The sequence below is a fragment of the Mucilaginibacter flavidus genome, assembly GCF_024055575.1.
GTDB lineage: Bacteria > Bacteroidota > Bacteroidia > Sphingobacteriales > Sphingobacteriaceae > Mucilaginibacter > Mucilaginibacter flavidus.
The window spans coordinates 430999-442732 of record NZ_JAMXOE010000002.1; the positions used below are offsets into that span (position 1 = coordinate 430999).

At 43.4% G+C, this 11734-nt stretch carries 12 protein-coding genes; 3 read left to right on the top strand and 9 right to left on the bottom strand.

Annotated features, from left to right (window positions below):
* Positions 1–53 precede the first annotated feature (53 nt).
* The 5 genes from NAF19_RS06140 to NAF19_RS06160 form a co-directional block, all read right to left on the bottom strand.
* Positions 54–1373: a metallophosphoesterase gene (locus tag NAF19_RS06140; RefSeq protein WP_252788938.1), complete on the bottom strand. Its 1320-nt coding sequence runs from the start codon at positions 1371–1373 to the stop codon at positions 54–56.
* 20 nt (positions 1374–1393) lie between these two features.
* Positions 1394–2896, bottom strand: a complete 1503-nt coding sequence (locus tag NAF19_RS06145; protein WP_252788939.1) for a sigma 54-interacting transcriptional regulator — start codon at positions 2894–2896, stop codon at positions 1394–1396.
* A 6-nt stretch (positions 2897–2902) separates the two neighbouring features.
* Entirely contained in the window at positions 2903–3286 is a 384-nt protein-coding gene (locus NAF19_RS06150) for a VOC family protein (RefSeq protein WP_252788940.1), read from the bottom strand.
* 113 nt (positions 3287–3399) lie between these two features.
* A complete protein-coding gene (locus tag NAF19_RS06155) occupies positions 3400–4497 on the bottom strand; it encodes a vWA domain-containing protein (protein WP_252788941.1) in 1098 nt (365 codons plus the stop codon).
* Positions 4498–4651: 154 nt separating this feature from the next.
* A complete protein-coding gene (locus NAF19_RS06160) occupies positions 4652–5518 on the bottom strand; it encodes a carbohydrate kinase family protein (protein ID WP_252788942.1) in 867 nt (288 codons plus the stop codon).
* 154 nt (positions 5519–5672) lie between these two features.
* Here NAF19_RS06160 and NAF19_RS06165 point away from each other — a divergent pair, with 154 nt between their 5' ends.
* The 3 genes from NAF19_RS06165 to NAF19_RS06175 all read left to right on the top strand — a co-directional run bounded on the left by NAF19_RS06165 (position 5673) and on the right by NAF19_RS06175 (position 9263).
* Complete coding sequence (locus NAF19_RS06165) at positions 5673–6488, top strand: helix-turn-helix domain-containing protein (protein WP_252788943.1); 816 nt, start codon at positions 5673–5675, stop codon at positions 6486–6488.
* Between the two features lie 87 nt (positions 6489–6575).
* Positions 6576–8030, top strand: coding sequence for an alpha/beta fold hydrolase (locus NAF19_RS06170; protein ID WP_252788944.1), 1455 nt, complete (start codon positions 6576–6578; stop codon positions 8028–8030).
* Between the two features lie 54 nt (positions 8031–8084).
* Positions 8085–9263 (top strand): alpha/beta hydrolase-fold protein, encoded by a 1179-nt coding sequence (locus NAF19_RS06175; RefSeq protein WP_252788945.1) that lies wholly within the window; start codon positions 8085–8087, stop codon positions 9261–9263.
* Positions 9264–9273: 10 nt separating this feature from the next.
* Here NAF19_RS06175 and NAF19_RS06180 read toward each other — a convergent pair whose 3' ends face one another.
* The 4 genes from NAF19_RS06180 to NAF19_RS06195 all read right to left on the bottom strand — a co-directional run bounded on the left by NAF19_RS06180 (position 9274) and on the right by NAF19_RS06195 (position 11723).
* Entirely contained in the window at positions 9274–9849 is a 576-nt protein-coding gene (locus tag NAF19_RS06180; protein ID WP_252788946.1) for a DUF420 domain-containing protein, read from the bottom strand.
* Positions 9850–9911: 62 nt separating this feature from the next.
* Complete coding sequence (locus tag NAF19_RS06185) at positions 9912–10583, bottom strand: SCO family protein (protein ID WP_252788947.1); 672 nt, start codon at positions 10581–10583, stop codon at positions 9912–9914.
* Between the two features lie 26 nt (positions 10584–10609).
* The gene (locus tag NAF19_RS06190; RefSeq protein WP_252788948.1) at positions 10610–10978 is read right to left on the bottom strand and encodes a cytochrome C oxidase subunit IV family protein; all 369 of its coding nucleotides are present in this window, start codon (positions 10976–10978) and stop codon (positions 10610–10612) included.
* A gap of 19 nt (positions 10979–10997) precedes the next feature.
* Positions 10998–11723 carry a cytochrome c oxidase subunit 3 gene (locus tag NAF19_RS06195; protein ID WP_252788949.1) on the bottom strand — a complete coding sequence of 242 codons (726 nt, stop codon included), beginning with the start codon at positions 11721–11723 and terminating at the stop codon, positions 10998–11000.
* Positions 11724–11734 lie beyond the last annotated feature (11 nt).

Consider the following 11734-nt stretch of genomic DNA (forward strand, 5'->3'; position numbering starts at 1 on the left):
TTGAGTCTTAAGTCAGAAAACCATAATCCCACTCAGGACTTAAGACTACAAACTTAGGACTGTTTTCCCACAGGTGCATTCCCGGCTTTTAGTTCAAATATCGTAATCTCCGGCAATATTCCAATTCTTCCGGCAAAGTTTAAAAAGCCATAGCCAACGTTAACATATAATTGCTGCCGGCCCTGTTGATAGTGCCCGGCCCATTCGTTATAAATATATTGTATCGGGCTCCATTGAAAATGCTCTGTCCGTACGCCCATTTGCATGCCATGCGTATGGCCCGAAAACATTGCGTCAATTTGAGGATACTGCGGCAGCACCTGTGCCCGCCAATGTGATGGATCGTGTGATAGCAGTAACTTTACCGGCAAATCACCAGTGTTTTTGACTGCGAGGTCCATACGGCCGTATTTTGGAAAACGGCTCAGTTCGCCCCAGTTTTCAATGCCGAGTATTCCTATTTCTTCCCCATCGACTTTTAAACGGCGGTTCTCGTTCATCAGCAAATCCCAGCCCAGTGTTTTGTGTGCGCCGATAATTTCTTCCAGGTTTTTTTGTTTGGCTGCGGCGTTGGGCCACCATGCATAGTCGCCATAATCGTGGTTACCAAGGCACGAATAAACACCCAGTGGCGCTTTTACCTTGTTAAAAATCTCGATGTAATCTTTAACCTCGTTACTCATAGAGTTTACCAGGTCGCCGGTGAAAAATATAAAATCGGTCTTTTCCCGCATCAGCATCTCCACTCCGCCAAGCACCGCTGTTTTATTAAAAAAACTACCGGAATGAATGTCGGATATTTGCCCCAGTCTTATCCCGTCAAATGCTTTCGGCAAGTTAGGGAGATACAGCTTTTGCCTTTTGATATGATAATCATATAGCCCGCTTTTCATATTGAGTTTTAAGGCGGCCAATGGCACTACGCCTGCCAGCAAACCTGCCTTCATTAAAAACTCGGACCGTGGGATATCGGGAATGTTTTTTGGTGCTGCAGTTGATGTTGCTGTTTGTCCGGGTATATTCGTGGGCGTATGCAATACGCCACTACGCGTTGCAATTCGTTTTTTTATGGATATGACTAACCGCCTTAAATCATCTATTGCAATAAATGGGACAAACGATATTTTGAAAAGGAACACCAGGAAAAAAAATGTAATAAGCCCCACCCTGCCCATCACGCCCATTTTTACGTAAACAACGAAAAACAGGTCGGCAATCAGGAAAGTGGAAAACATCCAATAATACAGTGGAAAGCGCTTTTTTTGCAGGAATTTCCATTTTTTCGATGCACCTTTTAAACCGCTTAAAACATACAAGTCGATCAATAAAAGTGCGGCAACAAGTAAAAATACCTGCAGGTGTAATCCATTCATTATCAGCTGGAAATTTACGATTAATAACGATCATCATCTATATCAAGGTCGTCGTCATCAGGCTGCAAATTAAACAAACTGTTGAACATATCCGAGAACGCAAATCCGTTATCCAAAAAGCCTTTGCTTAATTGCGAAAACTCCGACAAGCCATGCAGCACAAACTCCATCAGCAACAAATCCTGGCTTTCGGTTAGCCGCGGATGGAATTTTTTAACCAGCGCCTTTAAACCGGGAACAGAGTTAAGCGCTTTTTTATATTCCTGCAAAGGCAACTCATCAACCAGCGAAAGGTTGTTCCCGTCGCCAAACCAATTGATAATTTCGGCATATGGGTTTGGTGCTTTGGCTTTTTTGGCTTTTTCCGGGTCAGGGAAAAATTGCACCATCAGCGTTTTTATGGCTTTACCGATAAGGATATTAGCCACTTTGCCGGGCCCTTCCAACTCGCCTTCGTATACCAGCTCAATTTTACCGGTAATGGCCGGGATCACACCCAAAAAGTCTGAAATGCGAACAGCAGTAGTTTTTTCTTTATTGATCAACATCCGCCTTTCTGCGTTGCTGATTAAATTTTCATAGGCTGATATCGTTAACCTGGCTGATACGCCCGATTTTTTATCGATGTATTCCGAATTACGGGCTTCAAAAGCAATTTGTTCAACCAAATCCTTTACCAGGCCATCAGCTTCAACGGTTGCCCTTTGGTCAGCAGAGAGGGATGCTTCCTGTTGGGTTATTTTGCGCGAAATTTCAACCGAGCGTGGGTAGTGGGTTAATATCTGGCTTTCAATACGGTCTTTCAGCGGCGTAACTATCGAACCACGGTTAGTATAATCCTCGGGATTGGCAGTAAACACAAATTGTATATCCAGCGGCAAGCGCAGCTTAAAGCCTCGGATTTGAATATCCCGCTCCTGTAAAATATTAAACAGCGATACCTGTATACGCGCCTGCAAATCGGGCAGCTCATTAATTACGAATATGCCGCGGTGTGCACGTGGAATTAGCCCGAAGTGGATAACACGCTCATCGGAGTAGTTAAGCTTCATGGTGGCCGCCTTTATGGGGTCTACATCGCCAATCAAATCGGCAACGGTAACGTCAGGGGTAGCTAGTTTTTCAGTGTAACGTTCGGAGCGGTGCACCCAGCCTATCGGCGTGTCATCGCCTTTGGCTAATAATTCATGATGCCCGAACCACGATATCGGTGCCAGCGGGTCATCGTACAGTTCAGAACCTTCAATGTATGGCATCCACTCATCCAGCAAATTAACCAGCAAGCGCGCAATACGGGTTTTGGCCTGACCACGCAAGCCAAGCAACAAAATGTTATGGCGCGATAGTATCGCAGTTTGTAAATCGGGTATTACCGTGTCTTCAAATCCTACTATGCCTTCAAATCCGCCTTCGCCGTTTTGCAATTGCTTAATCAGGTTCTCGCGCAATTCATCCTTCACCGACCGGCTTTTGTAATCTGTTTTTTTTAACTGCCCGAGGGTGGTTATATCTTTTTTATTCATCTAATGCTAATGTGCTATGTGATTGCTTACCTCGATTAAATTTCTATCGGGGTCGCGGAAATAAATGGAGGTGGTTTTGCCTGCCGCGTTACGGCGTTCAACCAGCCCCTCAATTGCTATGTTTCTACTCTCAAGTTCAGCTTTTATTTGCTCTATCGACTCTGCAACCGTAAAACCAATATCAAGCGAGCCAGGCGTAGGCTTATCAGCTTCCAAATCAAAGCTCCTGCCCTTTTGGCGTAGGCTGAGGCCCTGGTTGCCAAACTTCAGTGCCTTTTTTCGCGCTGTAAATTCTTCAACCTCCATACCCAAAACATCCCTGTAAAAATTGCAGGTTTCGTCAATGTCTTTCACCGTTAATACAAGGTGATTTATCTGCTCAACTTTCATATGCTGTCAATTTGATGATTATCCGATTTGAAAATTTCACGATTTGATGATTTGAAAATGAAGAATCAATTCATCTTCAAATTTTCAAATTAACACATCTTCAAATTAAGAAATCATCTTACTGTTTTTCGCCTGTTACGGATGTAATCTTCAAAAATATATTCGCCCAGGCCGTTCAGCGAGCTGTAAAAAGCTTTACCGCCGTTTGTCTCGGTAAATTTACGAACAAATTGCTGCAGGTATGGGTCTTTGGCAATCATAAATGTGGTAATGGGTATTTTCAGCCGTTTGCACTGGGCAGCCATGTTAAGGGTTTTGTTAACCACTTTCCTGTCGAGCCCTATGCTGTTCTTATAATATTTAGTACCCTCTTTTAAGCAGGTGGGCTTACCATCGGTAATCATAAATATTTGCTTGTTGTGCGTTTTACGGCGCCGCAGCAAATCGTTAGCCAGCTCGAGGCCGGCATAGGTATTGGTATGATAGGGGCCAACCTGCAAATACGGTAAGTCTTTTAGGGTTATCGGCCAGGCATCGTTACCAAACACAACAATATCCAAAGTATCCTTAGGGTACTTGGTGCGGATAAGTTCAGCCAGCGCCATGGCTACCTTTTTTGCAGGGGTGATCCTGTCCTCGCCATACAATATCATCGAGTGCGAAATATCAATCATCAGCACGGTCGAAGTAAGGGTTTTGTAATCCATCTCTTCAACTTCCAGGTCACGTTCAGTCATCATAAAATCGCCGATGCCATGGTTAACCTGTGCGTTATGGATCGACTGGGTCATGTTGATCTGGTCGAGACTGTCGCCAAATTCAAACTCGCGACGCTCAGCATTTTTCTCGTCCCCCTGCCCTGATTGCGGCGACCGGTGATTCCCCTTCCCAGATTTTTTCAGTTTCCCAAAAATCTCCTCCAATGCCGACTGCCTGATGCTTTGCTCGGTTTTAGCAGTGATGCTGAAACCACCACTTTGCTCCTCCTCGCTTAAGTATCCTTTTTGCTTTAGCTCATCGATGAAATCGCCCATACCATACTCATCGTTGGTAAGGTTATATTGCTTATCAAGCTCATTCATCCAAGCCAAAGCTTCGCCAGCATCGCCGGCGGTATAGTTAAGCAACTCCAGGAATAATTTCAGTAATTCTTCAAACCCGCCTTTTTGAATCTGGCTGGGTTTAAATTTCGAAAATTCGAATCCACGCATACAATGCCCTTTCTGATATAAAATAACGGAATATTATTTGTAAAAGTTTTTAAAAAAAGGTTTTAGATGGAATTGTTATGAGAATATGACAAAAGCCCCCCAAGCCCCCTGATGGTGGAATTTTCGATTAGCAGGATTGGATTTGGATATTGATTTAAAACTTTGCTAAAAGACTCTCATCGTAGATAGGGTTCGCACCGCGTTTACCTGCAACATACGAGCCTACCAAACACGCTTTCTCAATTACCCCCTGCATGGGCTCATTTTTTAACAGGCCCGATACAAACGCAGCCAGGAAAGCATCGCCGGCGCCTACCGTGTCAACAACGTTCACCGGGCAGCCAGGGTGTTCGTAAAATTCGTAGTCGTGCCAGGCCATGGCGCCATGTTCGCCACGGGTAACGCAAATCGTTTTGGGGTGATATTTCTTCTGAAACTCAATGATATTTTCTTTCAGGTCGCTGGTATTGCTGCCGATCAGCAGGGCCGCTTCATCCTCGTTCATTTTTATTACATCGGCGCCGGCAACCAGCGTTTCAATAGTCGACATGGTAAAATGTGGCGCGCGCAGGTTTACGTCGAATATTTTTAGCGCGGTGGTTTCCTGTAGGAGGTTTAGTAACGTATCGCGGGTTATTCCTTCGCGACAGGCGAGGCTGCCATACACAATTGCCGATGCCTGGGCAGCTGCTTTTGTAAGGGCCGATTCGGTTTGAATGTTATCCCATGATACGGGTTCGGGGATAATGTAGGTGGCCACGCCCTGGCTGTCCAATTGCACAGTTACTTCGCAGGATGGCAGCTTTTCATCAACCTGTATGAGTTCGCTGTACAGGCCATTGCCTTTTAAAAATTCCAGCAACCCATCACCGGACGTATCTTTACCAACCCTGCTGGCAAATAAAACATCCATGTGTTGCTGCACCAGGTGGCGTGCAACATTCATAGGCGCGCCGCCGGCAACTTTTTCGTCGCCAAAAGTATCCCAAAGTATTTCGCCGAAGCAGAGTATCTTGTTCATAAGGATGAAAGCTGAAAGGCCAAAGCTAAAAGGTTTTTTGGTTAAAATTGTTTAATTCGCTTTGCGAAAAAACTATTTATTTATTGCCTGTTTTAAAATCGTGCCTGTTACCCTTTCCTGTAACTATTTCAAGTTTCCTTCGTCTTATTTTTAAATGGTTGAGATTTTTAACGATATCCGTAAAGTACATCAATTTGCAGCTCCGTGCGATGAACTGGCTGCCCACATTGAGTTTTTTTCGGAATCGATGCCACCTGCTGAAAATCTATTTAGGAACAATTTAACGCCTGAGTTTAAAAGCGTAAAAATGTTCCCCAGTTATACCCCCACTTTTTGGATAAACCTTGGCACACCGTACGTCTTATTGGTAGCCGACAAAACGCACTTAATTAGAGCTGATGACGATATTTTGGTTTTGCGCGATACCAGCGTTGAAAAGTTTAAACAGCCTACCGACCATATCTTCACTGTCAAATTTCTTCCCGGCGGGCTCGAAGCTGTGCTGGGCATCAACCAGGCAATTCTGATTGGGCAAGTAATAGATTTAAACACAATATTACCGCCGCCTCTGCTTAAAAAAATCAAACACCCATTGTGTTTTGAAGAAAGGCTGGAGTTGATGCAAAGCTTCCTGCTAGGTTGTTACAAAGGCTCCCATAGCGACCATTACCTGCAGTTTGTAACTGATTGCATTGGAAATTATGATGCTGCCGGTATGCAGATAAACACCTCGCAAATGGCCGAAAAGATGTTTGTCACCTCGAAAACCATCAACCGGTATTTTAATAAAGTGGTGGGCACATCGCCAAAAAACTATTTCTCCATTATGCGCACCCGCGTAGCATTAACTGCCTATATAAATCAAAAAGAAATATTTACCCCTTACGATTTTGGCTACTATGATATGAGCCATTTTTACAAAGATGTGGTAAAATTTACCGGGCAAAAGCTAACGTATAATATAGTTTAGCTGTTTTCGTATTTTAAGATTGTCCGTTTTTTACTAAAAAACCGCCCTTTAATGCCCGTACTTTGCTAAGTATTAACTACTCGACAAATGACAAAACATACTCTACTACTATTTTGCTGCATTATATTTAGCTATCATATATCCTCCGCACAACAAAAAAAATCATATACCCCAAAAATAGAACCTTGCGATTGCATCTTTAAAAACGATAGCCTGAAAACCCGTTGCGCCTACTTAATAGTGCCCGAAAACAGGAACAAACCTGCCGGAAAAACCATTAAGCTGCCCTTTATTGTTGTTGAAAGTAATAATCCCAATAAACGAAAAGACCCGGTGCTTTATACTTCGGGCGGGCCTGGGGCAAGTTCTTTAAGAGGAGTGCGTTTTATCAATTACCGCCAATTTTCCAAAAACCGCGATTATATTGCCTTTGAACAACGTGGGACTTCCTATGCCCAGCCATGCCTGTCGTGCGATGGTATTAGCGATGCCATCAAGGACGCCTATCGTAAAAACCAGCCTGTAGATAGCGCGCTTGCAAAAGAAGCGGCCAGGTGCCGCAAAAAACTAATTAGCGACGGTAACGATCTATCAGCTTATAACACCATTGAGAACGCTGCCGACATTGAAGATTTACGCCGCGCGCTCAATATCGATTCATTGAATTTGATGGGCATTTCGTACAGCGGCGGGCTGATGCTTACTGTTTTGCGAAATTATCCGCAGCATATACGGTCAGTAATTCTTGATTCGGCACTACCAGGATTTATTAATTACGAAGAAGACGCCATGTTCAGCATAAATGCTTCGTTTAATAAAGTGTTTAGTAATTGCGACCGAGACTCGACAAATAACCCATTGTATGCCAACTTACAGCAGCGGTTTAAGCAATATTTTAACGCCATTGGTAATAAGGAATTCAGTATAAAATATTTGGAGAAAGGCAGCGCTGACAGCGTCACTATAAAATATCACCGCAGCGAGCTAATTGATTTTTTGATGAACAACCTGCAGGATAACGGACAGCTTAAAAATGTACCGTATTTAATTACACAGGTTATCGACGGTAAGCAGCAGGCGTATATGAAGCGATATTTTGATGATATTTTTAACGCAGGCAAAAGTAACACGCTGGGCATGCGCTATTCGGTGTATTGCTCGGAGCAAATACAGTACGCCGACCAACACCTCATTGATAAACAAAACGAACTATTTCCATACCTTGCCGGGTACAGGTTTAATAATGTTAACCACCCGCTATGCAGTTGCTGGAACGTAAAACCTGTAAACCCAGTCGCAAAAACTCCGGTGTATTCAAATGTGCCGGCCCTGCTGTCAACCGGGGATACCGACCCATACTGCCCGGCATTTTATAACGATGTAATTCACCATTATATGCCAAACAGCCAGCGGGTGCTGTTTACTGATAAAACGCATGGACCTGCGCTAAATACCCGGGAAGGGGATGTGTTGATAGCGGAGTTTCTCGACCATCCTTATCAGCCGGTAAAGGTTGATGGCAAGAAAACAACAAAGTGGTGAGGGATTAATTAGTGAATGAGCGATTTGGTGAATTAGTGAATTTAGAAAAGAATTATGAGAATATTTACAACCTTATTGTTTTGCGCCATCTGTATCTCGGCAATGGGACAAAAACCGGATAACCGGATTGTGATTGGCGCGGTTGATACTATTTTCTCGAAAGTTCTGAATGAGAAGCGGGCTTTGTTGATGCATATTCCGGATGGCGGTAAGGACGAGCGATACCCGGTGCTGTATATCCTGGATGGCGAAGACCATTTCAATTCAGCAGTTGGTATAGTGCAGCAGATGGCGGGTGTGATTCCTGATATGATAATTGTTGGCATAACAAATACCGTGCGGCAGCGCGACCTTACACCTACCCCTGTCGCAGGCGACAACGTGTCGGGCGGCGGCGAAAAATTTATAAGATTTATTACCGATGAGCTTTTCCCTTACGTTGACAGCCATTACCCGACCGCACCCTATCGCGTTTTCAGCGGGCACTCGCTGGGCGGTTTAACGGTCGTAAATACACTCGTTAACCACACCGGATTATTTAACGCCTACATCGTTATCGACCCAAGTTTGTGGTGGGATAACAAAAAACTGTTGAAGCAGGCACAGCAACAATTATCAACCCTTAATATCGCAAAGAAATCATTATTTGTGGCCTTTGCTAACAACATGACACCAGGAACGGATACAATAACAGTAATGCAGGACACGCTTAACCCGCGTACAAACGTAACACGGTCTGTGTTACCCTTTATTAAGGCTTTGAAAGAGGCGAAACCCAGGGGGCTTAACTGGAGCTATAAATTTTACCCCAATGAACGACATGGCACTATCGAGCTAAACGCAGAATACGATGCACTACGGTACTTGTTTAATTATTATCCATTTTTAACGAGCCCGTTTGCCTGCCACTCGGAGCTAAATATAGATTCGGTACTCTCGGCTCATTTCAAGATGCTATCAGACCGCTTTGGGTACACCGTTGTGCCGCCCGAGTCATTGGTGAATAGCCTTGCCTATTATTGTTGGGGTAGCAAAAAAACAAAGGAGGCTTTTTCTCTTTTCAAAAGGAACATTGATATCCATCCGCAAAGCGGCAATGCTTTTGACAGCATAGGCGATTTTTATGCAGGAACCGGTGAAAAGCAAAAAGCCATCGAGGCTTACACTAAATCGCTAAGCCTGCGGGAAACAGCGGATACCCGGCGAAAATTAGAAGAATTGCGGAAGAAGTAATGCTATCTGTCTAAAAATGATAATAAGGAGATACCATTACATACACAATAACTCCGGTGATGGTTACATACAGCCAGATTGGGAATGTCCATCGAACCAGTTTTTTGTGCTTTTGTACCTGCATTTGCAGGCCACGGTAAAAGCTTAGCAGAATTAGCGGCAACACGCCCGCGGCTAATATAATGTGGGAAATTAATATAGTGAGATATACGGTGCGGACACTGCCAACCGAGTCACGTTCCGCGCCAGATAGTATGCCATCACCGTCAAGGTCGCCAAAAACGGTTTCTTTTTTCATGAGGTAATGAAACGTAATGTATGATACCAGGAAAAGTGATGACAGGCAAAACGCCAGTATATTAACCCGCTTGTGCATTGTTATATTACCATGCCTGATAAAGTAAAGCGATACAAGCAGCAGTACGCTGCAGGTGCCATTTAAAATTGCATTAAGCTTCGGCAGGTAAATGGTGAACGCCGGGGTAACCTCGGGCACCGGCAATATTTTCCTGTTAAGAATTAACACTACCGCAAACACAAATACAGAAACGGCTGCTACAAATCGGAATATAAATTTATCGGTCATCTTTCTAGTAACAAAATCAAATCTTACTTTATCAACATAATGGTTACTTACTGCCAGCTGATTTAATATACGGCCGGCTCTCCATTTCTTACCTCCTCCAAATACAAAACCTTAATTTCATCATTCAGCTTGTCAACATCCTTTGACGATGCCCCGGTATAATACCCCCTTATTCGTTTTTGGGCGTCTATTAATATCAGCTTATCACTGTATACAAAGTCATTGGGGCCGGTTTGCAGGGCGTTTACCAAAAAGCCTGTCCGGGCCAGATTGTATATGGTAGAAGTGTCGCCCGTTAAAAACATACGTTTTGGCGTTAGTCCTTTAAAACCATCAGCATATTTCTTTAAAGTCGAAACGTCATCTTGTTTTGGGTTAACCGTAATCGATACAAAATAAACCATCTTGTTTTTTTTGTACAATGAGTCGAGAACGTTTGCATTCTCGTTCATCAGTTTACACACCGACGGGCAGCCTGTATAAAAAAAGTTTACGACAAATATCTTATCCTTAAAAGTGCTTAACGATACCTGTTTGCCGTTTTGGTCGGTTAGCTTAAAATCGGCCAGCGTGTGGTATATTGTATCCGGGATGGCCTTGCCTTTTACCTTGTGGGTGGTTTTTGCAACAGTTTTGTCGCCGAATATGTTCAACTGCTGGTACCTGTTTTTGCCGTGAGCGTCAAGTAAATAATATAAAAATCCCGGTACTACTAAAACAAGTACCAGGATCATGATTTTTTTTGAAATGCCTGCCTTCATTATAACAGGCTGCTCAGGGCACGCCTTAGTTCAATCCAATAATGGCTTTCATTTGTAAGTACCAATATTAAGCCGATGATGAAAAGCACGGGGAGCACAATGGCCATAATCAGCCCCATCTTTTCAAATTTCAAGTGCATGAAATAAGCTATAATGTAGAACGCTTTAACCAGCGTTAATACAATGTATATCGGGTTTATCCACAACGCGCCCGGATGCTTAGGTGCTATAACAAGTGCTACAAAAAACTCAACAGCAGTTATACCTAACAGGATATAAAAAACATTCAGTATTCTTTTTTTAGTCATTCCCTCATGTTCGCCATGTGCGGCATCGTCATGATGAATGGTTGCAGTTTCTGATGACATATAATATCTTTTTAAATTATCAAACTAAATAGAAGAAAGTAAATACAAACACCCACACCAAATCTACAAAGTGCCAGTAAAGACCAACTTTTTCAATCATTAGGTAGCTGCCGCGTTTGGCGTATGTGCCTATTAACACGTTAATGGTGATGATGATATTAATTACAACTCCCGAGAATACGTGAAAACCGTGGAAACCTGTTATAGTGAAGAACAAGTTAGCAAACTGGTGACTCGACATCTGTTGTTGCGACAACGGAACGCCTGGCTTAAAAAACTCCTGCAATGTTTCCTTATTCGGGATTTTCGACCACCAAAAGCCTTCGTGATATAAATGGTTCCATTCTAATGCCTGGCAGCCCAAAAACATTAACCCACCCACAACCGTCAAGAGCATCCAAGTAACAACTTCTTTTTTCGCATTACGATGACCAGCCTCAACAGCCAGTACCATGGTAACCGAACTTAATATCAGGATTAAAGTCATTAAACCCACAAAAACCAGCGGCGCATCTTTTTCAATAAGCCCCGGAAAAGATTGGAATACCAAAGATGGCGTTGGCCAAACTGGTGCGCTAAAACGTAAAGCGCCGTATGAAATTAGTAATGATGAAAATGTAAAAGCATCCGAAAGGAGGAAAAACCACATCATCATTTTACCATACTCAACATTGAAAGGCGACCTGCCCCCCGACCATGGTGTTGATTTTACCTCATCAACTTGTTGTGTTACTACTGTACTCATTTGTACTTGGA

Bases quoted from the DNA above. Each gene is read 5' to 3' on its own strand.
- NAF19_RS06140 (WP_252788938.1), bottom strand. From the start codon at position 1,373: ATGAATGGATTACACCTGCAGGTATTTTTACTTGTTGCCGCACTTTTA.
- NAF19_RS06145 (WP_252788939.1), bottom strand. From the start codon at position 2,896: ATGAATAAAAAAGATATAACCACCCTCGGGCAGTTAAAAAAAACAGAT.
- NAF19_RS06150 (WP_252788940.1), bottom strand. From the start codon at position 3,286: ATGAAAGTTGAGCAGATAAATCACCTTGTATTAACGGTGAAAGACATT.
- NAF19_RS06155 (WP_252788941.1), bottom strand. From the start codon at position 4,497: ATGCGTGGATTCGAATTTTCGAAATTTAAACCCAGCCAGATTCAAAAA.
- NAF19_RS06160 (WP_252788942.1), bottom strand. From the start codon at position 5,518: ATGAACAAGATACTCTGCTTCGGCGAAATACTTTGGGATACTTTTGGC.
- NAF19_RS06165 (WP_252788943.1), top strand. From the start codon at position 5,673: ATGGTTGAGATTTTTAACGATATCCGTAAAGTACATCAATTTGCAGCT.
- NAF19_RS06170 (WP_252788944.1), top strand. From the start codon at position 6,576: ATGACAAAACATACTCTACTACTATTTTGCTGCATTATATTTAGCTAT.
- NAF19_RS06175 (WP_252788945.1), top strand. From the start codon at position 8,085: ATGAGAATATTTACAACCTTATTGTTTTGCGCCATCTGTATCTCGGCA.
- NAF19_RS06180 (WP_252788946.1), bottom strand. From the start codon at position 9,849: ATGACCGATAAATTTATATTCCGATTTGTAGCAGCCGTTTCTGTATTT.
- NAF19_RS06185 (WP_252788947.1), bottom strand. From the start codon at position 10,583: ATGATCCTGGTACTTGTTTTAGTAGTACCGGGATTTTTATATTATTTA.
- NAF19_RS06190 (WP_252788948.1), bottom strand. From the start codon at position 10,978: ATGTCATCAGAAACTGCAACCATTCATCATGACGATGCCGCACATGGC.
- NAF19_RS06195 (WP_252788949.1), bottom strand. From the start codon at position 11,723: ATGAGTACAGTAGTAACACAACAAGTTGATGAGGTAAAATCAACACCA.